The organism is Streptomyces sp. SX-6 (genome assembly GCF_059089585.1).
Genome location: NZ_JBTHHU010000006.1, coordinates 124,429 through 151,088, shown reverse-complemented (window position 1 = coordinate 151,088; position 26,660 = coordinate 124,429). Strand labels below are relative to the sequence as shown.

Here is a 26,660-nt window from a genome sequence, read left to right as displayed (position 1 = left end):
GGTCTCGCGATGGAGGAACCCACGGAACCCACCACGGTGGCCCGTGCGCTCTGGCAGCTGTTCGAACCGGTCCACGCGGTCACCTATTTCGCCCCCGAGGCGCTGGCGGCCTACGAGGAGGCCGGTCTGCGGGGCTGGCGCCGTGGCTACTTCGCGGGCCGGGCCGCCCCGTTCGGGCCCGTCGGGCCGGAGCCGGTGGCGGCGGCGTTCTTCGGCTTCGCCCCGGGCATGGTGGCCCGGGCGCTGCCGTCGGTGTGGGAGATCGTCTCGCCCGGCCAGGCCCTCGGCATCCGGCGCGCGGGGGCGCGCGCCGCGCTGGAGCGCCTGCTGTCCGGGCTGGAGGACGAGGCCGGGCGGGCGGGCGTGCTGCTCGGCGAGTACGCCCGGGGGCTGGACCACAGCGGGCGGGTCCTCGCCGCCGCGAACGGGGCGCTGGGCTTCCCGGCCGACCCGCTCGACCGGCTGTGGCACGCGACCACGCTGCTGCGCGAGCACCGCGGGGACGGCCATGTCGCGGCCCTGGTCGCGGCCGGGCTGGACGGCTGCGAGATCCTCGTGCTGCGGGCGGGCGCCGACATCCCGCGCTCCGAACTCCAGCCGTACCGGGGCTGGACGGACGAGGAGTGGGACGCGGCGGCCCGGCGGCTGGCCGGGCGCGGCCTGCTGTCGGAGGACGGCTCGGCGACGGACGAGGGCCGCCGGCTGCTGGCGCGGGCCGAGGAGGCCACGGACCGGGCGGCGGCACGCCCCTGGCAGGAGCTGTCCGCGGCGGAGGTTAAGGAACTGACCGACGTCCTGCGGCCGTTGGCCGGAGCCTGCGCCTCCGCGCTGCGGTTCCCCAACCCGATGGGTCTGCCGGACCCGTCCTGATCACAACCGTTCGATGACGGTCACGTTGGCCTGTCCGCCGCCCTCGCACATCGTCTGCAGCCCGAACCGTCCGCCGGTGCGCTCCAGTTCGTGCAGCAGCGTGGTCATCAGCCGTGCGCCGGTGGCTCCGAGGGGGTGCCCCAGGGCTATCGCGCCGCCGTTGACGTTGACCTTGTCCGGGTCGGCTCCGGTCTCCCGGAGCCAGGCCAGGACGACCGGGGCGAACGCCTCGTTGACCTCGAACAGGTCGATGTCGCCGAGGGTCAGGCCGGTCTTCTTCAACGCCTGCGCCGTGGCGGGGATGGGGGCCGTCAGCATGCGGATCGGGTCGTCGCCGCGCACGGAGAGGTGGTGGATGCGGGCGCGAGGCGTGAGGCCGTGGTCGGCGACGGCCCGTTCGCTCGCGATGAGCAGGGCGGCGGCGCCGTCCGACAGCGGCGAGGAGACGGCGGCGGTCAGCCGCCCGCCCGGGACGACCGCGGGGAGGGCGGCCATGCGCTCGAGGGTCGTCTCCCGGCGCGGGCCCTCGTCCGCCGTCACGTCCCCGTAGGCGGCGAGCTCGCGGGCGAAGCGGCCCTCGTCCGCGGCCCGTACGGCCCGGCGGTGCGAGCGGAACGCGTACTCCTCCATCTCCCGGCGGGAGATGCCCCATTGGTCCGCGATCAGCTCCGCGCCGTGGAACTGGTCGACGGGCCGGTCGCCGTAGCGCTCCCGCCAGCCGCGCGAGCCGGCGAACGGCCCGTCGACCAGACCGAGCGGGACGGCAGCCCTGCGCGTGGCGAAGCCGACGGGGATCTGCGACATGTTCTGGGTGCCGCCCGCGACGACCAGGTCCTGGGTGCCGGAGAGCACGGCCTGGGCGGCGAAGTGGACGGCCTGCTGCGAGGAACCGCACTGCCGGTCGACGGTGACCCCGGGCACGGACTCGGGGTACCCGGCGGCCAGCCAGCTGGTGCGGGCGATGTCACCGGCCTGCGGGCCGACCGCGTCGAGGCAGCCGAGGACGACGTCGTCGACCGCGGCCGGGTCGACCCCCGTGCGCCGCATCAGCGCCCTGATGACGTGCGCCCCCAGGTCTGCGGGGTGCGCGGCGGCGAGACCTCCGCCGTGCCGGCCGACCGGGGTGCGTACCGCTGCGACGATGAATGCCTCGGCCATGGTGCAACTCCCTAGATGCGTACGGCCTAGATGCGTACGGCGATGCCGTCCAGGACCATCGACAGGTACTGCCGGGCGATCTCCTCCGGGCTGTGCGGGCCGCCCGGGCGGTACCACGAGACCGCCACCCACACCGTGTCGCGCAGGAAGCGGTAGGTGAGACGGACGTCGAGGTCGGTGCGGAAGACTCCCTCGGCGGCCCCGCGCCGCAGGGTGCCCAGCCACACCTCCTCGAACTTCCTCCGGGACTCGGCGAGATAGCCGAAGCGGGGCCGGTCCGCCAGGTGCCGGGCCTCCTTCTGGTAGACCGCGACGGCGGCACGGTGCCGGTCGATCTCGCGGAAGGACTCGGTGACGAGGGCCTCGAGGGTCTCCCGGGGGCCGAGCCCGGCGGCGAGCACGGCGTCGTAGCCGCTCCACAGCTCGTCCAGGAAGGTGGAGAGGATCTCGTCCAGCATCGACTCCTTGGAGTCGAAGTGGTAGTAGAGGCTGCCCGCGAGCATGCCCGCCTCGTCCGCGATCCTGCGCACGGTGGTGGCACGGTAACCCTGGGCGGCGAACACCTCGGCGGCGGTCGCCAGCAGCTCGCGGCGGCGCTCGGGCGAAGCGGGCACGGTGGTCTTCTTGCTGGTCGGCACGGTGTCATTGTCGGTCACGCGCGCTGGCTGCTGACGGAGACGGTCTCGCCGGTCATGTACGAGGAGTAGGGACTGGCGAGGAAGACGATCACGTTGGCCACCTCCCAGGGCTGCGCGGCCCGCCCGAACGCCTCCTGCCGGGCGAGCTCCTCGAGCAGGCCGGGGGTGGTGACCTTCGCCAGGTGAGGGTGCAGGGCCAGGCTCGGCGCGACGGCGTTGACGCGCACCCCGTACGCCGCCGCCTCCACCGCCGCGCACCGGGTGAGGGCCATGACCCCGGCCTTGGCGGCGGCGTAGTGCGCCTGGCCGCGCTGAGCGCGCCAGCCGGCGACGGAGGCGTTGTTGACGACGGTGCCGCCGGTGCCGCCCGCCCGCATGCGCCGCAGGGCGGCGCGCGTGCAGCGGAACGTGCCGGTCAGGGTGGTGCCGACGACCGCGTCCCACTGCTCGTCGGTCATGTCCGTGAGCTCCGCGGTGCCGCCGAGGCCCGCGTTGTTGACGAGGATGTCGAGCGCACCGTGGCGCTCCTCGGCGAGGTCGAGCAGAGCGGCGATCCGCGTCTCGTCGGTGACATCGCATGACACGCCCGCCACCCGCTCCTCGCCGAACTCCTCGGCGAGCGCGGCGACGACATCAGCGAGCCGGCGCCCATGCGCATCACCGAGGACGACGCGGGCACCTTCCTCGAGGAAGCGCCGGGCCGTCGCCCCGCCGATGCCGGTTCCCGCCGCGGCGGTGATCACGGCGGTGCGGCCTGACAGCAGTGCATGCCCGGGAGGACAGGGGCTGGGAGGACAAGAGGAAGCCTCGACGCCGCTCATGAGCGCACGGTAACCTACCAAACACTTGTTAGGGAAGGACTCGGCATGACGGTGCGCTACGAGCTCCACGGCCCGGTCGCCACGGTCACGATGGACCGCCCCGAGTACCGCAACGCCCAGAATTCCGCGATGACTTACGCCCTGGACGACGCCTTCGGCAAGGCCGCCGCCGACGACGCCGTCAAGGTCGTCGTCCTCGCGGGCGCGGGCGACCACTTCTCAGCGGGCCACGACATCGGCAGCCCGGGCCGCGACGCCCATCTCCCCTTCCCGCGCCGGGCGGGCCTGTGGTGGGACCACTCGGACAAGGCGGGCGCGGAACAGCGGTACACCCGCGAGTCCGAGGTCTACCTGGGCATGTGCCGCCGCTGGCGCGAACTGCCGAAGCCGGTCATCGCCTCGGTGCAGGGCGCCTGTGTGGCGGGTGGGCTGATGCTGGCGTGGGTGTGCGACCTGATCGTCGCGAGCGAGGACGCCTTCTTCGCGGACCCGGTGGTACGGATGGGCATCCCGGGGGTGGAGTACTTCGCCCACCCGTGGGTGATGCCGCCGCGCATCGCGAAGGAGCTCCTGTACACCGGCGACCGGATGAGCGCGCGGCGCGCGTACGAGGTCGGCATGGTCAACCTGGTCGTACCACGCGACCAACTCACCGCCCGCACACAGACCTTGGCCACCCGCATCGCCACCATGCCCCGCATGGGCCTCGCCCTCGCCAAACGCGCCGTCAACCAGGCCGAGGACCTCCAGGGCCTCCACTCCGGCCTGGACGCGGCCTTCGGCCTGCACCACCTGGCCCACGCGCACAACGCGGAGACGTCCGCGGACGCGCTCGGCGGGATGGATATCCGCGCGATGAGGGACGAGGCCGGCTGACCGCACGGCCGTGTTGCGATACGCCACGGCCGTGCTTCCATGGAATTACGCGGCAGCGCTCCCGCCCCTCCCCGGTGCGAACAAGAGGGAGCGAAGCGATGATCAAAGTCGTGCGGCACCCGGAGGGCAAGAAGCGCCCGCACAACGCGCCCTGGTACACGCTCTATCCGCGGCGGGGCCTGTCCCGCCTCGGACAGGGGCTGCGATACCGCTGGCGCACGGCTCGGACCCGGTGGGAGGCGCGCCGCAGCATCGTTCCCGATCGCAGCTGGCGCCACTGGCAGCCATCCTTCACCTGGCTCATCCACGCCTATGCCATTTTGGGCACGCTGCTGTTGCTGTTGTTGGCGGATCAGTACCTCAACCCTACCCCGTTGTTCAAGCATTTGGAGAACGGGGACGGGTTCAAGACGGCCGTGGAAATCGTCGGCCCCTTCCTGATGACCGCCTTGTTCCTGGGGATCTTCCTGCTCTTCTGGTACCGCAAGACCAGGAAGCCGGTCGTGGAGAAGGCTCGCAAGAGCCCTCATGAGCTGGTTCCCACTTCGGGAACGATCGTCGACCAGATCGTGGGGCGCCGGGAACTCGCCCAGGTCATCGCGCAGACGCTCCGCGACCGCAGAACACGCAAGCCCTATCTGCTGATCGGCGGGGTCGGAACCGGAAAGACCGCCGTTCTGGTGGAGTTGACGCGCTTGCTGGCGGAGCAGCATGCGGTCCCCGTCCCGATTGAACTGCGTGAGGCTGCCACCGATGGTGAGCTCGATTTCGAGAAGATAGCCAAACGTCGCTTTCTGGAGCTGGCGGACCAGAGTGCCCCCACCATCGCGCAGGGCGAACGGACCTGGCGGCAATTGCGTCTGGACGACAAGGCGGTCGTCATCGCGGACGGCCTGGAGGAGGCCGTACAGGACGAGCAGCATCGGGACGACCGCGACAGCATCATCCGTCGCGCCATCGACCGCGCGTACCGGCAGGAGCTGCCCCTGATCATCGCCTCCCGCCCGCACACCCCACTGGAAAGCGCACCGGCGGCGATCATGGAGCTGGAGCCGCTCAGCGAAGAGGCGGCACTGGAATACCTGTTGCAGGACGCACGGGAGGCGGATGAGCGGCGGCTGGACTGGATCGTGGAAACCGCCAACGTCTCGGACTCGCCGATCTATATGCAGATCGCCCGGATGCTGCAACAGAACGACTGTCTGGAGCACTTGGGGCTGCGTCACCACCCGGACCCCCTGGACACCCGCAGCCATGACTGCTCAAGGCTGCGGCTGCTGCTTCTGGACACGTGGCGGCAGGCGCTGGTCGAGGGGCGTCTGAAGAGCGAGCTGGTGATGTCCCGCACGGAGCGCGAGGAGAGCATCGAAGCGATATCCGCGCTGGCTTGTGTAGGGCTGATGCAGGACAGCCTTGAGGTGATCTTCGACGACGTCATCGGGCGAGGCGCGGAACGCGCGGCGGCAGGCGACCCCTCGGCCCTGACGGCAGGACAGTTGGAGATCATCACGCGGGCGGCACGGGATGCCATCGCCTCGGTCAGTGGTGAGGTTCTGGCCGAGGACAAGTATCAAGTTCACCGACAACTGGCGAAGTACGCCGCCTTCGGGCATCAGCTCGGCCTGACGGTGAGCTATGAGAACAAGGTGCGCTTCCCGCACAGCATCATCCAGGCATTCCTCGGTTTCCATCTGCTGAGCCGCATGGCCGATGAGAAGGTTGTCGAGATAGTGGAGCCCGCACTCGAAACGCCAGGCCCCGGACGAGAATTGCTGATAGCACTGATTCTTCTGTCGCGGCAACGTCCGGATGCCGCCGAGGCGTTGACCCGTATGCTGTGTGACGCCACTGGTGGCCGCAAGGACGCCAAGGCTTTGGATCTCTGTGCCGCGGCTCTGGAGATCTGCGCCGTGACTCCGGATCTGTTGGAGCGCGGTGACATCGCCGGGGAACTGAAGAGAGCCTGGAAGGAGGTTCTGGACGATCCGCGGACGGTCGAGGAGGCGAAGCTGCGGCTGGTGCGCCGGTACGGTGAGGTGCTGCGGGAGGCAAGCGAGACAGGTAGGCAGCCCTCCTACGACCTGCTGTTCGAGATCGGCTGTATCGAGGAGTCGCATCCCATTCGGCTGGCCATAGCCCAGGAGATGGGTGCGGGTGGCGATGCTGCGTACCGGGCAATGCTCAAGGGCTTTGCATCGGGTGAGGATCCCGTGGCGCGATTTCTGCAGGAAAAGCGCAGGCTTCAGAGAGAGCGGGCGGACGTCTACCAGGAGTGGTTGAGCACTGCCGACGCCCAGGGAAACGAGCGGCCCCAAGATGAGGATTTCCGCAGGCAAGTGGAGGACTTGGAACGGTCCAAGGAACGACTCTGCCGTCAATTCGTCATGCGAGGCTGGACAGTTCCCATGCTCGTGGGCTCGGTCAGCGAGAAGTACCGTGACGAGGCGAAGGAACGGCTCGACTTCTGGCTGGAACACCTCGACCCCGCCGCCAACGGGCAGCCCGACCTGCCGCTTTGCTTGGAGATCGCACTGGCCCAGGGTTTCAAGAACATCGCGAACCGAAGGCGGCGGCACCCCAGCACCTCCGAGGAGACCAGGACCTTCCTGATCCAGCGGGCCGAGAAGATGCTCGGCCGCAGCCGCTACTGGTACTCCCAGCTCAGTCTGCTGCAGGCGCTGTGCCTCTGGGAGCTGCCGGATGCCGTAGGACAGGAGGCCAGAAGCACGGCGGAGCACCGGCGGAGGCGGCGGTCGCGCGCGTCATCGACCAGCGGTCACGACCAGGCGGCGCGCGGCACCACCGACCCCGTACAGTCGGTGGCGCACTGGCTCTCCCTGATCGGCTCCGAGCATCGTGCGGCGGCGGGCGGCGCCGACCACGACCAGCTCCTCCATCCCTTTGTGGCGGAGACGGGCGATCTGGTGACGCTGGCTCTGGAGACGGGGCATCCGGAGTTGTTCATCTGGATCGACGAGAAGCGGGCCCTGGACAACGTGGGGTCCCGGCCGGCCGATCCGGACCGCTACCGTAAGCACAGTCTGTGGATCCCTCCCTCCGTGGGCTGGAGCATTCTCCATCCCCGTGCCCAGCGACTGGTCGCCGACGTCCTCATCATGAACAACCTCACCTGGCGCAACGGGAAGTTCGACGAAGTGGAGGAACGGCTGAGGCTGGCGAACCAGGGGAGACTCCCGCCCTGCCTCACCCAAGACCGCGGCCCGCTGCATCCCGAGTTCACCGTCGGCAAGGCGGAGGCCGACCAACCCGGCAGCACCTGTCTGTCCAACTGCCGCTTCCGGCTGTGCCCTTACCCGCCCCGGGGCCGTCAGCCGCAGGCCGAGATCGAGGAGCCGTTCTGCCGGCAGCAGCAGGCACTCCTGCACACCAGGGCGCATTGGCACCTGGTCGCGGTGAGCCGCCATACGCCGCCCTGGGTCGGCACCCCTGTCAGAAAGCTCCACTCCTTCTGGGAGACGATGGCAGACCGCACCCGCACCACGGCCGGCCGTTAGCCCACCTCGCGCACTCAGGAGGGCTTCACGCCCCGTACCAGAAGCACCGGCCCCTCGGTAGCTGCCAGGCGGTCCTTGGAAATGTCCAGGTATTCCGGCGAGTTGGCCCATGCGGTGAACGCGTCGTGGTCCGGGAAGGCCAGGAGGATCACCTTGTCCTGGTTCCATTGACCCTCGACCACTTCCGGCTGTTCGTCGGCTGCCAGCAGCCGGCCGCCGTACTGGTGGAGCACCGGCATGAAGCGGGCCACGTAGGTCTCGTAGCGGGGGCGGTCGTGGACGGAGAGCTGGGCTATCGCGTAGACGGTCATGACGTCGTCCTGTCGGTGACTTCGGGGACGATCATCGCGGAGACGGGGACAGTGGCCGCGAGCCGCTCCTCGAGAAGCTGCTGGTACCGGTCCGAGGTGTAGACGGCGTGGGCGTGGTCGGCGTCGCGGAAGCGCAGGACGACCGTGTGGGTGCCGCCGGGCGGGCGCCCGGTCTCGGGGAGGTGGACCGTGCGGTCCGTGCTGGCGAGGAGTTCGCCGGAGCCGGGCGGCGCCAGCAGGACGGGCGCCGCGGCCTCGCGGTACGCGTCGAGGCGTTCGGGGTCGGTGACGTCATAGTTCAGGATCAACAGCGCGGTCATGGCAGCACAGTCCGCCCACCGCGTCCGTGCGGGCAAGGCGGTGTGACGGAAGTCTCCGCTCAGGAACCCACGTTGACGGGCGAGAAGGGGCCGGGGCAGGTCAGGTCGGAGAGCTTCTTGCCCAGGCCGGCCAGGGTCACCTTGACCTCCCTGGCCGGCAGGCCGCCCGGCACGGAGTTGCTGGCCGCCGTGCACACGAGCTGATTGCGCGCGGTCTGGCTGAGGCGGCTGACATCGAGGGGCAGGCTGATGGCCGCCTTCCCCTCGCCGGTGCTGATGGTGATCCCCCCGCCCGGCTTCATGCCGATGTCGCTGTAGAGGCCGCGCAGCCGCTCGGCCTCGTTGGGCCCCTGGAGCATCAGCAGCACAGCCTCGTCCGCGCTCACCGGCCCGTTCGCCGGGCGCCGCACCGGGAAGACGCTGTTGCTGTTGGGGATGGCGAAGTAGAGGGTCACGTCCTGTGCACGCACACCGGGCCGTTTGACCCCGGTGGCGGGCTGCCCGAACTCGATGACGTCCGTGGACTCGACACCACAGGCGGTGAGCATGCCCAGGGCCAGCACCACGGCTGCCGCTGCTGTCGCGCGTCGTGTTCTCACGTCTCGTCACCTCCGGTGCGCAGCGGGAGGTCCACGGTGAACACGGCTCCTCCCTCGGGCCTGTTGGCGGCCCGGATGGTCCCGTCGTGCAGGCGCACGTTCTCCAGGGTGATGGCGAGGCCGAGGCCGCTGCCCTCGGAGCGGACCCGGGCGGCGTCCGCCTTGTAGAAGCGGTCGAAGACGTGCGGCAGCACCTCGGGGTCGATGCCGTCGCCGTGGTCGGAGACCTCGATCAGCAGCCGCTCCTCCTCGGTGGCCCGGACCGTGACGCACACGGGTTCCCCGCCGTGCCGCAGGGCGTTGCCGACGAGGTTGGCGACCACGACGTCGATGCGGCGGGTGTCGAGCGACGCCCGTACGCCCTCGGGCAGTTCGGCCCGCACCTTGTCCTGCCAGCCGCGCGCCTGGAGGGTCTTGCGCACGGTCTCGGCGACGTCGACCTCGTCCAGGTGCAGGGAGGCGGCGCCCGCGTCGAAGCGGGAGATCTCCATCAGGTCCTCGACCATGCGGGCGAGCTTGCCGGTCTCCTCGCTGATGAGGCGCACGGCGTAGGCGGTGTCGGGGTCCAGCGCGCCGGCGCCGGCGTCGTCGTCGAGGACGTCGACGACGGCGGTCATCGCGGCCAGCGGGGTGCGCAGTTCGTGCGACACGTCGGCGGCGAAGCGGCGGGAGTTGGCCTCCATGCGGCGCAGTTCGGCGACGTTCTTCTCGAGGGCTTCCGCCATGCCGTTGAACGTCCGGGAGAGTTCGGCGAGTTCGTCGCGCCCGGTGACCTCGAGCCGGGTGTCGAGCGCGCCCTCGGTGATCCGCTGGGTGCCGCGGCGCAGTTCGCGTACCGGGCGCAGCACGCCGCGGGCGGCGATCAGGGCGGGCACGATGGCGAGGGCGACGGCGGGCAGGGCACCCTTCTGGGCGGCCTCCACGAGGGCCTGGACGTTGGCCTGGTCCTCACGGAGCGGCACCTGGGCGTAGACCTCGAGGCCGGACATCTGGGAGGTGTTGCTGTAGGTCACGGGCAGGCCGATGACGAGCCAGGGGCGGCCGCCGAGGTCGACGCGCTGGACGGCGGGGATGCCCGCCCGGACCTTCTTCTGTACGTCGGCGGGGATAGCCGAGCCGGGGCCCATGCCGGCGGCGGAGACCATGGGTTCGTCCTTGTAGCGGGCGGAGACGATCCAGTGCTGGGTCTCGCCGGCGCGGCCGAGGCCCTGGGTGAACTTGGCCAGGTCCGAGGTGTTGGGCGGGAAGTCGTTGAGGTCGGGCGCCTGGGAGTTGACCTGTCCGCGCAGGGTGTCGACGGCGGCGTCCTGGGTGTGCTTGAGGATCGCGGTGCGCGCGGAGCGGAAGGTGAGCCCCGCGGTGGCGAGCGCGCTCAGCGCGGCGACGAGCAGGAAGGCCACGACGAGCCGGGCGCGCAGCCCTCGTACGAAGGAGCCGGCGCGGCGGAGCACCGGCGGTCTCACAGCGGGCCGAACCGGTAGCCGAAACCGCGGACGGTCTGGATGTAGCGGGGGGTGCGCGTGGAGTCCTCGACCTTGGTGCGCAGCCGCATCACGCAGGCGTCCACGAGGCGGGCGTCGCCGTGGTAGCTGTGCTCCCACACGTGCTCGAGGAGCTGCTGGCGGCTGAAGACCCGGCCGGGGGTGGCGGACAGGTAGAGCAGCAGTTTCATCTCGGAGGGGGCGAGCGCGAGGTCCTGGCCGTGCTTGGCGACGAGCAGGCCGGCACGGTCGATGGTCAGGTCGCCGTGGGTCTCGGCGGCCTGGGGCGTCGGGACCGCCTCGCCCGCGCCGTCGACCGGGGCGGCCCGGCGCAGGACGGCGCGGATGCGGGCCTCGAGGACCTCGCCGCGGGCGGGCTTGACGATGTAGTCGTCGGCGCCGGCCTCGAGGCCGAGGACGACGTCGATGTCGTCGCCGCGGGCGGTGAGCATGATGATCGGGATCTGCTGGGTGGCGCGGATGCGGCGGCAGACCTCGAAGCCGCTGACGTCGGGGAGCATCAGGTCGAGCAGGACGAGGTCGGGCCGGAAGGCGCCGAGCGCGGCGATCCCGGCCTCGCCGGTTGCCGCGGCTTCGACGTCGTGGCCGCGGCGGCGCAGGGTGAGGGTGACCCCTTCCCGTACGGCCCGGTCGTCCTCGATCAGAAGCACGCGTGACATGAGGACAGTATCGGTCGGGTAAACACACGAATGCGCCACCTGTCTGCCACCTGGCAGAACTGTCACTGATTCCTCATAATCCCCGCCCGCCCCACAGGCATCGAGGCACCGAGGATAATGACCGGCACCGATTGACTGAACCCCGTCAAGACGACCGGAGGTCGACGTGAGTGCCACGCATGAGGTCTTCAACCAGGCTCCGCCCCTGACCGGCTTCTCCACCGCCGACGAGCCGGCCCTGCTGGAGGCCCTGCGGCGCGACGGCGGCGGCTGGGGCGAGGCGGAGGTGCGCGAGCTGGGTGCCCGGGCCGGCACGGAGGAGGTGCAGGAGTGGGCGCGGACGGCCGAGAGCAACCCGCCAGTGCTGCGCACCCACGACCGGTTCGGCCACCGGATCGACGAGGTCGACTTCCACCCCTCCTGGCACCACCTGATGGCCGCGGCCGTCGAGAGCGGCCAGCACGCCGCCCCCTGGGCGGACGCACGCCCCGGCGCCCACCTGGTGCGCGCGGCCAAGTTCTACGCCTGGGCCCAGGCCGAACCCGGCCACGGCTGTCCGATCTCGATGACCTACGCCTCCGTGCCCGCCCTGCGCGCCCAGCCCGAGCTGGCCGCCGCCTACGAGCCGCTGCTCGCGTCCCGCACGTACGACTACGGGCTGCGCCCGCCGCTCGGCAAGCGGGGACTGATCGCCGGCATGTCGATGACGGAGAAGCAGGGCGGCTCGGACGTCCGGGCCAACACGACGACGGCCGTGCCGGCCGGCGACGGCTCGTACCTGATCACCGGGCACAAGTGGTTCACGTCCGCGCCGATGAGCGACGTCTTCCTGGTGCTGGCGCAGACGGAGCAGGGCCTGACGTGCTTCCTGATGCCCCGCGTGCTGCCCGACGGCACCCGCAACGCCCTGCGCCTCCAGCGGCTCAAGGACAAGCTCGGCAACCGCTCCAACGCCTCCGCGGAGGTCGAGTACGACCAGGCCGTGGCCTGGCCGGTGGGCGAGCCCGGGCGCGGGGTGCGCACGATCGTCGAGATGGTCAACATGACCCGCCTCGACTGCGTCATCGGCTCCGCCGCCGGCATGCGGGCCGGGCTGCGCCAGGCCCTGCACCACGCCCGGTACCGGAAGGCGTTCGGCACGGAGCTGATCGACCAGCCGCTGATGCGCAATGTGCTGGCCGACCTCGCGGTCGAGTCCGAGGCCGCCACCGTGCTGGCGATGCGGCTCGCGGCGGCACTGGACCGCTCCGAGGCCGGGGACGCCGCCGAGGGGGCGCTGCGGCGGCTGGGGCTGGCGGCGGGCAAGTACTGGGTGTGCAAGCGGGGCAGCGCCCACGCCGCGGAGGCGCTGGAGTGCCTGGGCGGCAACGGCTACGTCGAGGAGTCCGGCATGCCCCGCCTCTACCGGGAGGCTCCGCTGCTGTCCATCTGGGAGGGCTCGGGCAACGTCGCGGCGCTGGACGTGCTGCGCGCGCTGCAGCGCGAACCCGCCGTGCTCGACGCCTACTTCGCCGAGGTCGGCGCGGCGGCCGGGGCGGACGCCCGGCTCGACGCCGCGGCCGGGCGCGTCCGTACGCTGCTGGGCTCGCTCGACGATCCGCACCGGGCCCAGCTGCTCGCCCGCCGTCTCGCCGAGCAGCTCACGCTCGTCCTCCAGGGCAGCCTGCTCGTCCGCCACAGCACCCCGGCCGTCGCGGACGCCTTCTGCGCCTCGCGGCTCGACGGCGACTGGGGCGGGGCGTTCGGCACCCTGCCGCCCGGCACCGCCCTGGGGGCGGTCCTCGAGCGCGCGGCGGTGAAGGACGCGGGGTGACCCTCAGCGGGCCGGCCGCCACCGGACGGGCAGGTGTTTGAGGCCGTTCTGGAGGTTGGACGTCAGCCGTACGGCCTCGCCCGCGCGCTCGAGGCCGGGCAGCCGGTCCAGCGCGGCCCGCAGCATGGCCCGCAGCTGGGTGCGCGCGAGGTGGGCGCCCAGGCAGACGTGCGGGCCGTACCCGAAGCTGACGTGGTCGTTGGGCGTGCGCGTGATGTCGAAGCGGTCGGGGTCGGCGAAGACGCGCTCGTCGCGGTTGGCGGAGGCGTGGTAGACCACGACCTTCTCGCCGCGGCGGATGCGCCGGCCCGCGAGCTCGGTGTCCCGGGTGGCCGTGCGCCGGAAGTCGATGACGGGCGGCCAGTACCGCAGGATCTCCTCCACGGCCGGGGCCGTCAGCTCCGGCCGCTCCCTCAGCAGCGCGCACTGCTCCGGGTGGTCGAGGAGGGTCAGCAGCCCGCCGGGGATGCCGTTGCGCAGCGTCTCGTTCCCGGCCACCGCGAAGAGGAAGAACATGTTCTCGAACTCCTCGCGGGTCAGGCCCGCCTCGCACATCCGCGCCATCACGCTGCCCGGGCGGGGCCGGCCGGCGAGGGCGTGCGCGTAGGCGAACATGTCGGGCAGGGCCGCGCGGGAGCGGGGGTTGAGCGGGGCGCCGTCGGGCCGGGTGAGCGCCGTGGGGCGCAGGGCGAGGGCGGCCCGGCCGGCGGGGCTCAGCACGGCGGGGTCGGCGGTGCTCGACAGCGCGTGGTCCGGGTCCTGGTAGCCGATGATCCGGTTCGACCAGTCGAAGAGCAGTTGCCGGTCCTCTTCCGGCACGCCCAGGACGTGGGCGAGGGTCCACACGGGCAGGTCCGCGGCGAGCTCCACGAAGTCCGCCTCGCCCCGGTCGGCGACGGCCTCGACGAGAGCGTTCGCCCGGTCCTCGACGACCCGCTCCAGCTCCCGCACCGCACGCGGGGTGAAGGCCGCGGCGACGATACGGCGCAGCCGCAACTGGGCGGGCGGGTCCTGGTTGAGCATCATCGCCCGGACGAACTCGAGGTCCTCCGCGCTGTCCGGGTCGCGGAGCTGGGTGGCGCCCAGGTGCGAGGAGAAGAGCTCGGGGCTGCGCAGCACGTACTTGACGTCGGCGTGCCGGAAGACCGCCCAGTAGCCGGGGCCGGCGGGCCAGGATCCGACGGCGGGCTCGGGCACCCGGCACACGGGGCTGTGCTCGCGCAGCTCCTTGAACAGGCCGTAGGGGACGCCCCGGGCATAGGTCTCGGGATCGAACACGGCGGCGGTTGTCTCGTGGACGGTCACCAGCGGACCGTACGTCGCACACTGGCGACCTCGTCAAGAGGTCACCAGACTGGGCCGCATGACGACGACCCCGCAGACAGCGGAAGAGATACTCGCCGAGAACTTCGCGCCCTGGGTGCGCGATCTCGGCCTGACCGTGGTGGAGACCGGCGAACTCCATGCCGTGCTGAGACTCCCGTGGTCACAGCGGCTGGCCCGGGAGGGAGGCGGCATTTCCGGTCAGGCGCTGATGGCCGCCGCCGACACGGCCACGGTCATCGCCGTCTCGGCAGCCAGAGGCGGCTACGGGCCGATGACGACCGTCCAGCAGTCGACGACGTTCCAGCGCCCCGTGCGGGAGACGGACGTGCTGGTGCTGGCCCGCATCACCAAGCTCGGCCGCCGCCTGGCCTTCACCGATGTCACCCTCACCGCACTGGGCACGGACGAACCGGTGGCCCACGCCTCGACGGTCTACGCCTTCCCGGGATGACCAGTTCCGGATCCTTGCCCGCCCCTGACGAGGCCGGGCCGAGTGCCGGAAGCGGTTTGGGGGTACAGGGCAGAGGGGCTATCGAAGGAGGGCACCGAGCGTGGTCGATGAAACCAAGGCATACGGCGAGGGCTCCACCCGGATGGTCGACGAAGAGGAGGCCGAAGCACTGGTCCACGGCATCTGTTTCAAGACCGGTCCACCCAGGTTCCTCGGGGTCGAGCTGGAATGGCTCGTCCATGATCTGCACGATCCGCTCCGTCCCGTGACCCGCTCCCGGCTGGCGTCCGCCGCCGACCGCCTGCACGCACTGCCCCTGCGGTCCCTGCTCACCGTCGAGCCCGGCGGGCAGATCGAGTTCAGCTCGCAGCCCGCCGTCTCCCTCACCGCCTGCGTCGAGGACGTCTCCGCAGATCTCGCTCTCGCCCGCGCCGAGTTGCGCGGCCTCGGGCTCTTCCTGGCCGGCTACGGCAAGGACCCCTGGTTCCACCCGGACCGCATCATCGCCACGCCTCGCTATGACGCGATGGAGATCTACTACGACCGCTGGAACGGGGCCGGGCGCACCATCATGAGCCGGACCGCGTCCGTCCAGGTCTGCGTCGACGCCGGGCACGAGGGCCCCGGTCCGCTCGGCTACGGGCGCCGCTGGCGGCTGGCGCACCTGCTGGGCGCCGTCCTGTCCGCCGCGTTCGCCAACTCGCCGCTGCACATGGGGCGTCCCACCGGCTGGCGGTCGACGCGCCAGGCCACCTACGCGCGGATGGATCCCGGCCGCACCCTCGCCCCGGCGGAGGACCTCGAGCCCCGCACGGCCTGGACGGAGTACGCGCTGGACGCGCCGGTGATGTTCGTCCGCCGCGACACCGATCCGTGGGAGCCCGTCGAGGGGCTGGCACTGCGCGACTGGCTGCGCACCGGCCGACCGCGGCCCGTCACGGCCGGCGACGTCACGTACCACCTGACCACGCTGTTCCCGCCCGTCCGGCCCCGCGGGCACCTCGAGCTGCGCATGATCGACGCACAGCCCGGGGAGGACGGCTGGCTGGTGCCGCTCGCGGTGACCGCGGCCCTGTTCGACGACCCGGCCGCCGCCGAGTCCGCGCAGCGCACGGTCAAGGCCCTCGCCGACACGGCGGGCCGGGAACCGACGCCGCGCAACCGGCTGTGGCGCACCGCGGCACGGCGGGGCCTATCCGATCCCGAGCTGCACGCCGCCGCGGTCAGCTGCTTCGCGGCGGCCCGCGAGGCACTCCCCCGCATGGGCGCCTCGCCGCACATCCTCGACACGGTCGACGAGTTCACCGAACGCTACGTCGCCCGGGGCCGATGCCCCGCCGACGACCTGCTCGACCGCGTCGCCGCCCGGGAGCCGGCATGAGCGCCCCCGGCCAGGACCCCGGCGTCCTGCGGCGGCGCGCCGCCGACGCCCTGCTCGCGGCCCGTGAGCGCACCGGTGCGCTCACGGACTGCGTGGACGACCCCGAACTCACCGCCCAGCACTCACCGTTGATGTCCCCGCTCGTATGGGACCTCGCGCACATCGGCAACCAGGAGGAGCTGTGGCTGCTGCGCGCCGTGGGCGGACACGACGCGCTGCGCCCGGAACTCGACTCCCTCTACGACGCCTTCGAGCACCCGCGCGCCGAGCGGCTCTCGCTCCCGCTGCTGGCGCCGAAGGAGGCCCGGGTCTATGCCGCTGACGTGCGCGGCCGGGCCCTGGACGTCCTGGAGCGCACTCCCCTGGACGGCGGCGGACCGCTGCTCGAGGCGAGCTTCGCCTTCGGCATGATCGCGCAGCACGAGCAGCAGCACGACGAGACCATGCTGATCACCCACCAGCTGCGTGCCGGGCCCGCCGTGCTCACCGCTCCCGAGCCGCCGCGCGCCCCGGCGGAGGACGCCTCGCTGCCCGCCGAAGTCCTCGTCGGGGGCGGCCCGTTCACCATGGGCACGTCGACCGAGCCCTGGGCGCTCGACAACGAGCGTCCGGCCCATGTGCGCTCCGTGCCGTCCTTCTGGATCGACACGCTGCCGGTCACCAACGGCGCGTATCTGCGCTTCGTCGACGACGGCGGCTACACGGACCCGCGCTGGTGGCATCCGCGGGGCTGGGAGCAGGTGTGCCGCCACGGTCTCGGTGCCCCCCTGTACTGGCACCGCGAGGACGGCACCTGGCTGCGCCGGCGGTTCGGCCGCGTCGAGCCCGTACCGTCCGACGAACCGGTTCTGCATGTGAGCTGGTACGAGGCCTCGGCCTATGCCGCATGGGCGGGGCGGCGGCTGCCGACGGAGGCGGAGTGGGAGAAGGCGGCCCGCCACGACCCGGACTCGGGCCGCTCGCGGCGCTATCCGTGGGGCGACGAGGACCCCACCCCCGAACACGCCAACCTCGGCCAGCGCCATCTGCGTCCGGCGCCCGCGGGCGCCTACCCCAAGGGCGCCTCGCCGCTGGGTGTACGGCAGTTGATCGGGGACGTGTGGGAGTGGACGTCGAGCGACTTCCTGCCCCATCCCGGGTTCCGGGCCTTCCCCTACCGCGAGTACTCCGAGGTGTTCTTCGGCAGCGCCCACAAGGTGCTGCGCGGCGGTTCGTTCGCCGTGGACCCGGTCGCCTGCCGGGGCACCTTCCGCAACTGGGACCTGCCGGTGCGCCGGCAGATCTTCGCCGGGTTCCGCACCGCACGCGACGCGGGGGGCCGCTGATGTGCCGGCACCTCGCCGTGCTGGGGCCGGACGCGCTCGTCCGGGACACGGTGGTCACACCGCCGTACTCCCTCGTGCGCCAGTCCTGGGCCCCGCGCATGCAGCGCCACGGAACGGTGAACGCGGACGGTTTCGGCATCGGCTGGTACGCGCCGGAGGACCCGCTGCCCGCGCGCTACCGGCGGGCCGGGCCCATCTGGGCGGACGCGTCGTTCACCGACCTCGCCCGGGTGATACGGACCGGGGCGCTGCTCGCCGCGGTCCGGGACGCGACCGTGGCGGATGCGGACGGGGAGGCCGCCGCGGCCCCCTTCGCCACCGGGCCCTGGCTGTTCAGCCACAACGGGGCGCTGACCGGCTGGCCCGACTCCGCCGCGGCGCTGGTGCCGCTGCTGTCGCCCGACGCGCTGCTGCGGCTGGAGGCGCGCTGCGACTCCGCGTTCGTGTGGGCGCTCGTCAGGCGCCGGCTGCTCGGCGGTGACACCCTCGGGCCGGCCCTGGCCCGTACCGTGACCGCCCTTGAGCAGGCCGCGCCCGGCTCCCGGCTCAACCTTCTGCTCACCGATGGCGCGTCCATGGCTGCCACAGCCTGGGGAGACAGCCTCTGGTACCTCACCGGCCCCGCGGGCCGCACCGTCGTGGCCTCGGAGCCGTACGACGACGACCCGCGCTGGACCGAGGTCCCCGACCGCACTCTCCTCACCGCGGACCGCGCCGACGTCACTCTGTCCCCCCTGCGATAAGCACTCGCTGCGACACGCACCCGATCCCGCGCAAGGAGCCCTGTCCGTGAGCCCGTTCGCGCTTTCCCGTACCCTCCCGCTCGACGCGACCGCCGCCGCCCTGCGCGCGGACGTCGCCGAAGGACTGACCCGCTCGCCCAAGGAGCTCCCACCGAAGTGGTTCTACGACGCACGCGGCAGTGAACTCTTCGACGAGATCACCCTGTTGCCCGAGTACTACCCGACCCGCGCCGAGCGCGAGATCCTCATCACCCGCGCCGGGGACATCGCCCGCGCCACCGGTGCCCGCACGCTCGTCGAGCTCGGCTCGGGCTCGTCCGACAAGACCCGCCACCTCATCAGCGCCCTGCCCGCACTCGACCACTACGTCCCCGTGGACGTCAGCGAGAGCGCCCTGCGCGGCGCGGCCCGCACCCTGCTCGCCGAGCACCCGGCGCTCACCGTGCACGCGCTCGTCGCCGACTTCCAGTACGGGCCCCCGCTGCCCGACACCCCGGGGCCGCGCCTGATCGCCTTCCTCGGCGGGACGATCGGCAACCTGCTGCCCGCCGAACGGGCCGCCTTCCTGTCCGGCCTGCGCTCCGGCATGGCCCCGGGCGACGCCCTGCTCCTCGGCACCGACCTGGTCAAGGACGAGCGCACCCTGGTCGCGGCCTACGACGACGCCCAGGGAGTCACGGCGGCCTTCAACAAGAACGTCCTCGCCGTCATCAACCGCGAGCTCGAAGCCGACTTCGACCCGGCCGACTTCGACCACGTGGCCCTGTGGGACGCGCGCCACGAATGGATCGAGATGCGGCTGCGCGCCCGCGGCCCGGTGGCGGCGAAGATCCAGGCACTCGACCTGGCCGTGCACTTCGAGCCGGGCGAGGACCTGCGCACCGAGGTATCCGCGAAGTTCCGCCACGACGGCGTACGGGACGAACTGGCGGCGGCCGGGCTCGAACTGACCCATTGGTGGACGGATGCGCAGGGACGATTCGCCTTGTCCCTGTCCGTGCCGGTTAGTCTCCCCGGATGAACGAAGAACAGGCGCTCCCCCTCCCCACCGGCTTCGAACGCGGCACGGACGGCCCGAAGGTCATCCTCACCGGCGTCGACGGCTCCGACACCTCGTGGCGCGCGGCCGCGTACGCGGCGGGCCTGGCCCGCCGCCAGAACGCGCAGCTCGCCCTCGTGTACGTCCAGCCGATGCTGCCCGGCAGCGCGGCCGTTGGCGCGCCCGTCGCGGAGATGACGGAGGAGGTAGCCCAGGAACTGCTCACCGAGATCCGCGACCAGGCGGAGCGCCTGCGCGGAACCTACGCCATCCGCTGGGAGTTCCACACCTTCCGCGGCGACCCCTACACGGGCCTGGTACGGGCGGCCGACGACCTCAAGGCCGACGCCGTGATCGTCGGCGCCTCCGAGCAGGCGGGCCACCGCTTCATCGGCTCGGTGGCGGTCCGGCTCGTCAAGGCGGGCCGGTGGCCGGTGACGGTGGTGCCGTAGGCGGAGTGGCCGATTCGGCACGGGTGCCCTGTCGGGGCCGGTGGACTGGCCCCATAGTGAGGGGCCTTCCACCCGCACACTCCGAAGCGCGTGAGGGGCTGCCCGCATGACCGACCCGATCGGGCCCACCATGGCCGGCGGTATCCAGACCATGACCGCCAAGGGCTACGACATCACCTTCTTCCCGGACGCCAACAACTTCCTATCCCGCTTCCGCTACCGGGTCACCGTCCTCAGCACACGCAGGAGTTGGACGGGCCCATGGACCCACTCCTGCGGAAGCGGCGCCCTGCACATCTTCGTGCCACCGCTCCTGAGAAGCAGGTGACGCCCGTCCGTGCCCGCATGCGCAGGAGCGATCGCGGCGTCAGCCGAGCTACCGCTTTGCGGGCCAACTCGGGCAGCGTCCGAGAAGCAGAAGTATCCGTTCGAACAGATCGTCCGTAGCCGCCGCGTCCAATGCGGGCCGGAACGAGGCGTCCTCCCGCTCGCGAGCGGGCCCGGTGGGGACTTGTTCGGCGATCGGCAGCACGGCCGTCAACAAATCCGTGTCGAATTCGGCCCGGACCCCGATCGAGGCGGCGACGTCCCAGCCGTGGACCACATAGTCCAGGAAGTGGAAGCCGATCGCCTGCGGCGCGGGGAACATCTGGCCGCCACGGACCTCCGGGAGCCAGAACGAGCGTGCCGGCACGTCCTCTTCGGCGAAAGCGGCCGCAACCTCTGCGGCCGACGCGGCGAACACCCCCGCCGGATCGTCACCGACCGGACGGTCGGCCCAAACGCCACGATCGCGGGTCTCACCCCGAGCCGCCGCCGCAAAGCCGTAGTTCTGTCCCGTCATGTGCGCCAACAGCTGCCGCAACGTCCACTCCCCACAGGGCGTCGGCCGGTCGAGCATGCCGGCATCGACCTGATTGACAATGGACTCGGTGATCTTCAGTGCGCGCGCGTCCAACTCACGAATATCCGTCATGCCGGCGATCGTATCCACGGGGTACGACAACGCCTCGGCCGATCGAACCCGGCGAACGTTGCCGGCCCACCGCACTGGGCACACACGGGCGGTGGACTCCGGGGTGAAGACGTACGAGCCCAGCGGCACCGGAGGACTGAGCCGAAGCTCGACCGGAACATGAGGGTGCACGCACCCCCGCTCACACCAGGCCGCTTGGCCAAGTCAGGCGAGACGTCGGGCCAGTTAGCCCAGGGCCTCGGCCGCGGAGGCGATCAGTGACCGTACCTGTGCGCCGTAGACGGCCCGCTTTTGCAGCTCGGCAAAGGTCTTGAGGTAGTCACGCACTTCGCCCGGGGCGGTCACGGTCACCTGGGCAGTCAGCAGTTCGACGTGCACCCGCACGTCGTCGTACACGTTGAACGTTTCCACTGCCCAGATGGGCCGCTGGCCCTTGGACGGAATCACGCCCAAGCTGACCGAAGGCAGGGACATCACCGACAGTAGGTGGCCGAGCTGGGCGGCCATGGTCTCAGTGTCACCCATCTGGTAGCGGAGAACGGCCTCCTCTATGAGCATGACGAACCGGTGGTCGCCTTCGCGGAGCACCCGTGATCGTGCGAGTCGGGCCGCGACCGCTTCGGGGATGTCATCTCGAAGCTCCCTCAGCCAAGCGACCGACTCAAGGACAGCTGTCGCGTATCCCTCGGTTTGAAGGAACCCGGAGATGAGGTTGGAGCTGTACGAGCGGAAGAGTCTGGTGCGCTCATACAGAGGGACACTTTCCTCTTGGATGTATCGCAGAGTCTGCTTCCGGTGGAGTCGCCTCCACTGTAAGTACATGGACTCAACAGCACGGTTGGCTGCGATGAGGTCGGCGGCCTGGTCCTCGGCACCGCATGCAGCACACCACGCGCGGATGTCGTCGTCCGAGGGCGCTGTCTTGGCGTTCTCGATGCGGCTGGACTTTGCCTTGTGCCAACCACAGCGAACAGCCAGATCATGCCCGGTGAGTCCCATGTCCCGCCTGATCTCCTTGAGCCGTCCGGCCAAGGCTTCGCGGGCCGCCTGGGCACTGGACGAAGAGGCAGTGGGCATGATCTGGCCGTCTGATACTCGCGCTAGACCTTGTACTCCTCGTGCGGGACCGCACGCTCCCACACCGCCTCGAACGCCGAGGCGCACAGCCTGATGACGGCCTGGTCCTCGACATGCTCGAACGCGACCACATCACCGTCACCGTTGAAGTGGTTGAAGCAAACGAGCCGATCATCGAAGAGCCAGAAGTCGTTGCCCGGCAGAGCGATGTCCGATGCGTTCCGGCGCGGCAGCCACCTGACTTGTTCACCTGCGGCGACGTTGGTGAAGGTGCCCGAGTGCTCGAACCTGATGTACTCGCTCACCGGCTCCGAGACAATCCGGGCCCGACGCACCGCGACCCCGCGCTCCACTGCGCACGAGATGAGATCGAGCCAGGGGCGCCACCATGACTGGCGGTCGTCGGGATTCAGCCGGTGGCCGGCCCTCCAGGCCGCGAGCCCGGACTTCTCGTAATCCACGGCGTAGGCATCGCGCATCTCCAGGTGCACCGCAGACCACCTGGCCGAGTCCAGCAGTTCCTCAAAGCTCGCCAGCTGCTGCTTGCTCTGCGGCATCGCACGCCTTCCTGATGATGGGGATCATCCGGTACGGCATCCGGATAACCGCCTCGCCGTCGGGGCTGGGGCTGTTCTTACTGCACTCAGCCTGAGTCTCTTCGTCGGCCGACCAGCCCTGGAAGAGCACATCAGGCTCGACTTTCCACCCGGGCCGCCGGGCAACTGTCATCTCCAGCTTCCGGGTCGATCCCGACGAACAGTAGCGCCATCACCACCTCCCGTGTCGAGCCAGTTGCGATCAGTTGCAAACGAACTGCGATACGACGAACAACCGGCCAGCTACCTTGAGTTGGGCTATCTGCCCGAGCCGGGGCCAACCCAGCACATCTGGGGGCGACTCGACTCAGCAGCCCACTGGTCGCAGTGGACACCGACACTCGACACCCGAAGCCCGGGTCCGGATCGACGACTCTCAACAAGCCTCTACAACTGGGCATTTACATGACTTGGCACACCGGGACTTGAGCTTTGAGCTTCGGGGTCCGGGATTCGAGCCCTTTATCCAAGGAATGGTTGGTTGGACTCTTTCCCGCCCACCCTCCCAACTCCCGTGCGCTGCGCACTCGTACGGATGACATTTTCCGATCGGCGCGTCGCGGCCCGCCGCGGCCGTATAGCGTGCGGAACAAGCAAACGGCCCCCGCCGGTGCTCCAACACTCGACGAGGGCCTGACCACGCAAGATCGCTGAAGAGGAACGATCACATGGCTACCGCCCACCTTATCGCCGCTCCCCCCATGGCCGCACCCGGCTACGGCAAACACACCGCACCCGACCAGGCACCCCGCACCGCCCACGACTTCGCCCACCTGCCCACCCGCGAAGCAGCCATCGCCACCCACCTCGACCGCCTCCCCGACGGCGCAGCCATGGACGTAAAGACCCTGGCCAAGACCATCCCCGCCTACGGCCAACAAGCCATCCGCACCGCCCTGAACAACCTCTCCGACGCCGGACACCTGCGCCGTATCCGCGAAACCACCGGCACCCAGTGGGTCACCCGCACCGTCTTCAGCCGCACCCCACACGACGACACCTGGTGGTCAACCCTCCTCGCGGGCGATACCCCGAAAGAGGAAGAGCATCAGCCTCAGGAGACGCCCGGCAGCCCCTCCCCGGCCTACACCGCACTCGCCACCCTCGGCCGCGCCAACCCCCGCCTCGCCCTCTCCGCCGCCGAATGCGAAGCCCTCGAACCCCTCGCCGCACAATGGCTCCAACGCGGCATCACCACCCACGAATTCACCCGCCTCCTCACCACAGGCCTCCCCTCCGAACCCATCCACTCCCCCGGCGCCTTCACCCGCACCCGCCTCACCACCAAAATGCCACCCCAACTCCCCGAACCCATGGCGCATCCCACCATCCGCCGCATGGAATGCACCAACTGCGGCGCCGTCGGCCACCCCGACGCCCTCCCCGGCGGCCTCTGCCGCCGCTGCCACCACAGCGCAGCCGCAGACCCCGACCTCGACGCCGAATTCCGCGCCCGCGTCGACCAACTACGCGCCGTCGTCCGCGACCGGCCACGCCACCAATCGCGCTGACAGCATGCCCAATTAATGCTTGGCCGGGTCAAGCCAGAAGTTGGGAGATGGCGGCGGCAGTTCACTGCCGCCGACCTCGGTGTACTTGTCGTTCAGCCACGAGGCCTGAGCGGCTTGGCGCCAGGACGCATGTGGTCAGAGGGGCTGGATCCGGGTGCGCAGGAGGCAGAATTCGTTGCCTTCCGGGTCGGCCAGGACGTGCCAGCTCTCGGTGCCGGTCTGGCCGACGTCGACGGGCCTGGCGCCGAGAGCGAGCAGCCGCTCCAGCTCGGCGTCCTGGTCGCGGTCGATGGCGTTGACATCGATGTGCAGTCGAAGCTTCCCGGTCCGCGGGTCGCTGCTGGGGCCGAAGACGAGGGTGGGCTGCGGGCCGCCGAAGTCGGCGCCGGGTGGCCCGATCGCGATGAACCCGCCGTCCCCCCGGCCGAGTTCGACATAGCCGAGGACCTTGCTCCAGAATGCAGCGAGTTGGTCAGGATCGGCGGCGTCGATGACCAGCTCACTGATGCGGCATGCCATGCCCGCGAGTGTACGTAGACAACCTGACTGTGGCTACAGCGTTAAGCCCTGCTCCACGCTGGTGACCGCCTCTCCGCGAAGACACAGGCACCCTCCTCGGCGCCTTCGCGCTGTTCACCGACCGTCGGGGCTGACCACCGCGTCGTGGGAAGGGCTGTCCGGACCTCCGGCCCGAGAGCGCAGGCGAGATCGGCCCGGCTGCGATCAGCGATGCAAGCGTCTTACTGATCCCACTCATTGACGATCGGGTCCGGCCATTCCGGCATGGCGGAGACGAGGTCCTCCGGCAATGCGGCACGGACCTTCGCCCATACCTCGTGAAGGTGTGCGGTTCCAGCGGCCCTTGCTTCGTTCTTCGTCGCGTGCAGCTCGCCCACCGTCTCGTTGTGGGGCGGCTGCCCGATCTCGGCGACCCATTTGCCTTCGTGGGCAGGCCAGACGCGCACGTGGGTCAAGTGGGAGGGCGCAGGCAAATTGGCGATCCCACGGGCGGCAGCTTCCTTGAGTACTTCGTCAACGGTCACTGTGTTTGCTCCTGTTCATATCGGTCAGCACTGCGTCCAGGCGGGCGGACTTCACGACCCGAGACAAGCCGAGCGCGGTGTTCGCATAGTGGACCGCTTCGTCTCTGGCCTTCTGTCGGTACAACACCGTGGCCAATTTCCCGGCGGCGATCGCCTTTGCCCGTGCTCGGTTCGAGGTCTGCGAGTCCACTGCCCGCCGCAGCCGAGCAACCAGTTCGGCGGGAACCCTTCCTGTGGTCTGCGAGAGCATGAACAGAGCATCACCGATGTCGCCGTGGAGCTTGTGTTCGGTCAGGTACCAGAACTGCGGCGGGTCGTCCTGAAGGTCGGTGACACGGCTGTAGATCGTCTCGGCGAGGCTGATGTTCTTCATCACCTGCCGCTCGTCGCCATTGAGGGCGTGTGCCTGTGCCCGCAGGACGGCGAGCATGGACAGCGCCGAGGTGGGAACCGTATCCTCGGCCATCTCCAGGAGAGCGAGTGTGGCCTGCGGCTGATGGGCAGCGAGTTCGACGCGGGCCAGGCCGGAGGCCACGTGGCAGACCATCGCCTCGTCGCCGCCCTCGACCGCAGCCTTGAGGGCGAGGGCGAACACCCGGCGCGCTTGTTTCTCGCTGCCGGCGTCGAAGTGGGTCCACCCGGCGAGGTCGCCGAGGTTGCCGATGCCCGTGCAAAGCCGGGCGCGTACGGCCGGAGTGGTGGAGGAGCCGGTGAGGTCGATGGCGCGCTGGAGTTCGGCCATGGCCAGGTGCCGGGTGTGGACTCCGCCAGTGCGGCGGTCCCATTCCTGGAGGGCGAGCGTGCGCTCTGACAGCGCGGTCAGGTCGCCTTTGCCGAGCCTGGTCGGGGCATCAGGGAAGATCCCCGCCAGTGGCAGCGAAAGGAACGTGCGTCGCTGCGAGGCCCCCACCTCCTTCCGCGTGCGGTCGCGCCGAGTCCGTTTCGAGTACAGGCCGAGCTGTGCGTCGGTGGTCACGCCGTAGACCGTGCGCAGGCCATGCCGGTAGTCGTCGTTGGGCCAAGTGACCTGACCCCGTTCTAAGCGGGAGATCCAGTTACCGTCAACGCCCGGTCGGGTGCCGGTCATCGCTTCGACGGCGTCGCATACGCGTTCTGCTGCCTGGTTTTGTGTCCAATCCCGGTCCTGCCTGAGCTGTGCAATGACCCTGTTCTCCACTGATTGCCCCAATATCTCAACAGTGGTTGGGAGTTGGAGAGAACAGCCTAGTGAAATGCCTGGCAAAACGGCTAGCAGAACGCCGTGGACTCGGCCCCCTCTCGCGCCGATCCTCGTGAGTCACGCACCCCAGTCCCGCGGGTGCGAGAACCCTGACGAGAGAGGACATGGACCTGTGATCTTCTACGCCACCCCGCAGAAGAAGGACGCGACCTACGACCACCAGACCGAGCGAGTCACGCTAGCCATCAAGATCCACCACCGCGACGGCACCACCGAGAAGACGACCTTGGTCATCACCCCGGACGAACTGCACGTCTACGCCATCCAGTTCGAGCAGATGATCGCGAAGCGTAAGGCGGCCCAGGCCGCTGACAGGACGATGACATGAGCGGCCTGCACCGCCCACGCCTCACCGCTTCGGCCCGCCCCGGCGTCCGCGCCTGACCTGCCGCAGGACGACTGACTGCTCCACGACCGC

The 26,660-nt window shown here is 70.4% G+C and carries 28 protein-coding genes; 13 read left to right on the top strand and 15 right to left on the bottom strand.

Going from position 1 to position 26,660, the window contains the following annotated elements; translation table 11 throughout:
* The first annotated feature begins 9 nt into the window (after positions 1 to 9).
* Entirely contained in the window at positions 10 to 870 is an 861-nt protein-coding gene (locus ACV530_RS09760) for an SCO6745 family protein (RefSeq protein ID WP_494331918.1), read from the top strand.
* Here the strand turns inward: ACV530_RS09760 and ACV530_RS09755 are convergent, their stop codons facing one another.
* The 3 genes from ACV530_RS09755 to ACV530_RS09745 are packed head-to-tail and all read right to left on the bottom strand — an operon-like array spanning position 871 to position 3,487.
* Positions 871 to 2,028 carry an acetyl-CoA C-acetyltransferase gene (locus ACV530_RS09755; protein ID WP_494331917.1) on the bottom strand — a complete coding sequence of 386 codons (1,158 nt, stop codon included), beginning with the start codon at positions 2,026 to 2,028 and terminating at the stop codon, positions 871 to 873.
* A 26-nt stretch (positions 2,029 to 2,054) separates the two neighbouring features.
* Positions 2,055 to 2,666 (bottom strand): TetR/AcrR family transcriptional regulator, encoded by a 612-nt coding sequence (locus ACV530_RS09750; protein ID WP_494332031.1) that lies wholly within the window; start codon positions 2,664 to 2,666, stop codon positions 2,055 to 2,057.
* 14 nt (positions 2,667 to 2,680) lie between these two features.
* Positions 2,681 to 3,487 carry an SDR family oxidoreductase gene (locus ACV530_RS09745; RefSeq protein WP_494331916.1) on the bottom strand — a complete coding sequence of 269 codons (807 nt, stop codon included), beginning with the start codon at positions 3,485 to 3,487 and terminating at the stop codon, positions 2,681 to 2,683.
* Between the two features lie 45 nt (positions 3,488 to 3,532).
* Here ACV530_RS09745 and ACV530_RS09740 point away from each other — a divergent pair, with 45 nt between their 5' ends.
* Positions 3,533 to 4,363 (top strand): enoyl-CoA hydratase, encoded by an 831-nt coding sequence (locus ACV530_RS09740; RefSeq protein ID WP_494331915.1) that lies wholly within the window; start codon positions 3,533 to 3,535, stop codon positions 4,361 to 4,363.
* 98 nt (positions 4,364 to 4,461) lie between these two features.
* Positions 4,462 to 7,878, top strand: coding sequence for an NACHT domain-containing protein (locus ACV530_RS09735; protein ID WP_494331914.1), 3,417 nt, complete (start codon positions 4,462 to 4,464; stop codon positions 7,876 to 7,878).
* A 14-nt stretch (positions 7,879 to 7,892) separates the two neighbouring features.
* Here the strand turns inward: ACV530_RS09735 and ACV530_RS09730 are convergent, their stop codons facing one another.
* Genes ACV530_RS09730 through ACV530_RS09710 form a run of 5 tightly spaced genes read right to left on the bottom strand, consistent with a single transcriptional unit; the run spans position 7,893 to position 11,269 of the window.
* Positions 7,893 to 8,189 carry a DUF1330 domain-containing protein gene (locus ACV530_RS09730; protein WP_494331913.1) on the bottom strand — a complete coding sequence of 99 codons (297 nt, stop codon included), beginning with the start codon at positions 8,187 to 8,189 and terminating at the stop codon, positions 7,893 to 7,895.
* Positions 8,186 to 8,509, bottom strand: a complete 324-nt coding sequence (locus ACV530_RS09725) for a DUF1330 domain-containing protein (RefSeq protein WP_494331912.1) — start codon at positions 8,507 to 8,509, stop codon at positions 8,186 to 8,188. The genes ACV530_RS09730 and ACV530_RS09725 overlap by 4 nt, the downstream gene beginning before the upstream one ends.
* Before the next feature lie 59 nt (positions 8,510 to 8,568).
* Positions 8,569 to 9,108 (bottom strand): hypothetical protein, encoded by a 540-nt coding sequence (locus ACV530_RS09720; protein WP_494331911.1) that lies wholly within the window; start codon positions 9,106 to 9,108, stop codon positions 8,569 to 8,571.
* Positions 9,105 to 10,559, bottom strand: coding sequence for an ATP-binding protein (locus ACV530_RS09715; protein WP_494331910.1), 1,455 nt, complete (start codon positions 10,557 to 10,559; stop codon positions 9,105 to 9,107). The genes ACV530_RS09720 and ACV530_RS09715 overlap by 4 nt, the downstream gene beginning before the upstream one ends.
* Positions 10,560 to 10,567: 8 nt before the next feature.
* Positions 10,568 to 11,269: a response regulator gene (locus tag ACV530_RS09710; RefSeq protein WP_494331909.1), complete on the bottom strand. Its 702-nt coding sequence runs from the start codon at positions 11,267 to 11,269 to the stop codon at positions 10,568 to 10,570.
* Positions 11,270 to 11,435: 166 nt separating this feature from the next.
* Between ACV530_RS09710 and ACV530_RS09705 the strand changes: the two genes are divergently transcribed.
* Positions 11,436 to 13,082 carry an acyl-CoA dehydrogenase family protein gene (locus tag ACV530_RS09705; protein WP_494331908.1) on the top strand — a complete coding sequence of 549 codons (1,647 nt, stop codon included), beginning with the start codon at positions 11,436 to 11,438 and terminating at the stop codon, positions 13,080 to 13,082.
* Between the two features lie 3 nt (positions 13,083 to 13,085).
* On the opposite strand, the gene ACV530_RS09700 is transcribed toward ACV530_RS09705, so the two are convergent.
* A complete protein-coding gene (locus tag ACV530_RS09700) occupies positions 13,086 to 14,387 on the bottom strand; it encodes a cytochrome P450 (RefSeq protein ID WP_494331907.1) in 1,302 nt (433 codons plus the stop codon).
* A gap of 58 nt (positions 14,388 to 14,445) precedes the next feature.
* Between ACV530_RS09700 and ACV530_RS09695 the strand changes: the two genes are divergently transcribed.
* From ACV530_RS09695 to ACV530_RS09665, 7 genes are all read left to right on the top strand, one after another.
* Complete coding sequence (locus ACV530_RS09695) at positions 14,446 to 14,859, top strand: PaaI family thioesterase (protein ID WP_494331906.1); 414 nt, start codon at positions 14,446 to 14,448, stop codon at positions 14,857 to 14,859.
* A 142-nt stretch (positions 14,860 to 15,001) separates the two neighbouring features.
* Positions 15,002 to 16,240, top strand: a complete 1,239-nt coding sequence (gene egtA / locus ACV530_RS09690; RefSeq protein WP_494332030.1) for an ergothioneine biosynthesis glutamate--cysteine ligase EgtA — start codon at positions 15,002 to 15,004, stop codon at positions 16,238 to 16,240.
* Complete coding sequence (gene egtB / locus ACV530_RS09685) at positions 16,237 to 17,565, top strand: ergothioneine biosynthesis protein EgtB (protein ID WP_494331905.1); 1,329 nt, start codon at positions 16,237 to 16,239, stop codon at positions 17,563 to 17,565. Before egtA ends, egtB begins: the two co-directional genes overlap by 4 nt.
* Positions 17,565 to 18,308, top strand: a complete 744-nt coding sequence (egtC, locus tag ACV530_RS09680; protein ID WP_494331904.1) for an ergothioneine biosynthesis protein EgtC — start codon at positions 17,565 to 17,567, stop codon at positions 18,306 to 18,308. The genes egtB and egtC overlap by 1 nt, the downstream gene beginning before the upstream one ends.
* A gap of 46 nt (positions 18,309 to 18,354) precedes the next feature.
* Complete coding sequence (egtD, locus tag ACV530_RS09675) at positions 18,355 to 19,329, top strand: L-histidine N(alpha)-methyltransferase (RefSeq protein ID WP_494331903.1); 975 nt, start codon at positions 18,355 to 18,357, stop codon at positions 19,327 to 19,329.
* Complete coding sequence (locus tag ACV530_RS09670; RefSeq protein WP_494331902.1) at positions 19,326 to 19,799, top strand: universal stress protein; 474 nt, start codon at positions 19,326 to 19,328, stop codon at positions 19,797 to 19,799. The genes egtD and ACV530_RS09670 overlap by 4 nt, the downstream gene beginning before the upstream one ends.
* 106 nt (positions 19,800 to 19,905) lie before the next feature.
* Positions 19,906 to 20,127 carry a hypothetical protein gene (locus tag ACV530_RS09665; protein WP_494331901.1) on the top strand — a complete coding sequence of 74 codons (222 nt, stop codon included), beginning with the start codon at positions 19,906 to 19,908 and terminating at the stop codon, positions 20,125 to 20,127.
* Positions 20,128 to 20,175: 48 nt separating this feature from the next.
* On the opposite strand, the gene ACV530_RS09660 is transcribed toward ACV530_RS09665, so the two are convergent.
* From ACV530_RS09660 to ACV530_RS09650, 3 genes are all read right to left on the bottom strand, one after another.
* Positions 20,176 to 20,775 carry a TIGR03086 family metal-binding protein gene (locus ACV530_RS09660; RefSeq protein WP_494331900.1) on the bottom strand — a complete coding sequence of 200 codons (600 nt, stop codon included), beginning with the start codon at positions 20,773 to 20,775 and terminating at the stop codon, positions 20,176 to 20,178.
* 225 nt (positions 20,776 to 21,000) lie between these two features.
* On the bottom strand, positions 21,001 to 21,852 hold the full coding sequence (locus ACV530_RS09655) for a helix-turn-helix domain-containing protein (RefSeq protein ID WP_494331899.1): 852 nt from the start codon (positions 21,850 to 21,852) through the stop codon (positions 21,001 to 21,003).
* A 23-nt stretch (positions 21,853 to 21,875) separates the two neighbouring features.
* Entirely contained in the window at positions 21,876 to 22,409 is a 534-nt protein-coding gene (locus tag ACV530_RS09650; RefSeq protein ID WP_494331898.1) for a DUF6879 family protein, read from the bottom strand.
* Positions 22,410 to 23,116: 707 nt separating this feature from the next.
* On the opposite strand from ACV530_RS09650, the gene ACV530_RS09645 reads away from it, so the two are divergent.
* A complete protein-coding gene (locus ACV530_RS09645; RefSeq protein WP_494331897.1) occupies positions 23,117 to 23,959 on the top strand; it encodes a hypothetical protein in 843 nt (280 codons plus the stop codon).
* A gap of 135 nt (positions 23,960 to 24,094) precedes the next feature.
* Here ACV530_RS09645 and ACV530_RS09640 read toward each other — a convergent pair whose 3' ends face one another.
* The 3 genes from ACV530_RS09640 to ACV530_RS09630 form a co-directional block, all read right to left on the bottom strand.
* The gene (locus tag ACV530_RS09640; protein WP_494331896.1) at positions 24,095 to 24,478 is read right to left on the bottom strand and encodes a VOC family protein; all 384 of its coding nucleotides are present in this window, start codon (positions 24,476 to 24,478) and stop codon (positions 24,095 to 24,097) included.
* 221 nt (positions 24,479 to 24,699) lie between these two features.
* Positions 24,700 to 25,002, bottom strand: a complete 303-nt coding sequence (locus tag ACV530_RS09635) for a hypothetical protein (protein WP_494331895.1) — start codon at positions 25,000 to 25,002, stop codon at positions 24,700 to 24,702.
* Positions 24,992 to 26,179, bottom strand: a complete 1,188-nt coding sequence (locus tag ACV530_RS09630; RefSeq protein WP_494331894.1) for a helix-turn-helix domain-containing protein — start codon at positions 26,177 to 26,179, stop codon at positions 24,992 to 24,994. The genes ACV530_RS09635 and ACV530_RS09630 overlap by 11 nt, the downstream gene beginning before the upstream one ends.
* Before the next feature lie 175 nt (positions 26,180 to 26,354).
* Between ACV530_RS09630 and ACV530_RS09625 the strand changes: the two genes are divergently transcribed.
* Entirely contained in the window at positions 26,355 to 26,570 is a 216-nt protein-coding gene (locus ACV530_RS09625; protein ID WP_494331893.1) for a hypothetical protein, read from the top strand.
* The last annotated feature ends 90 nt before the right edge of the window (positions 26,571 to 26,660 follow it).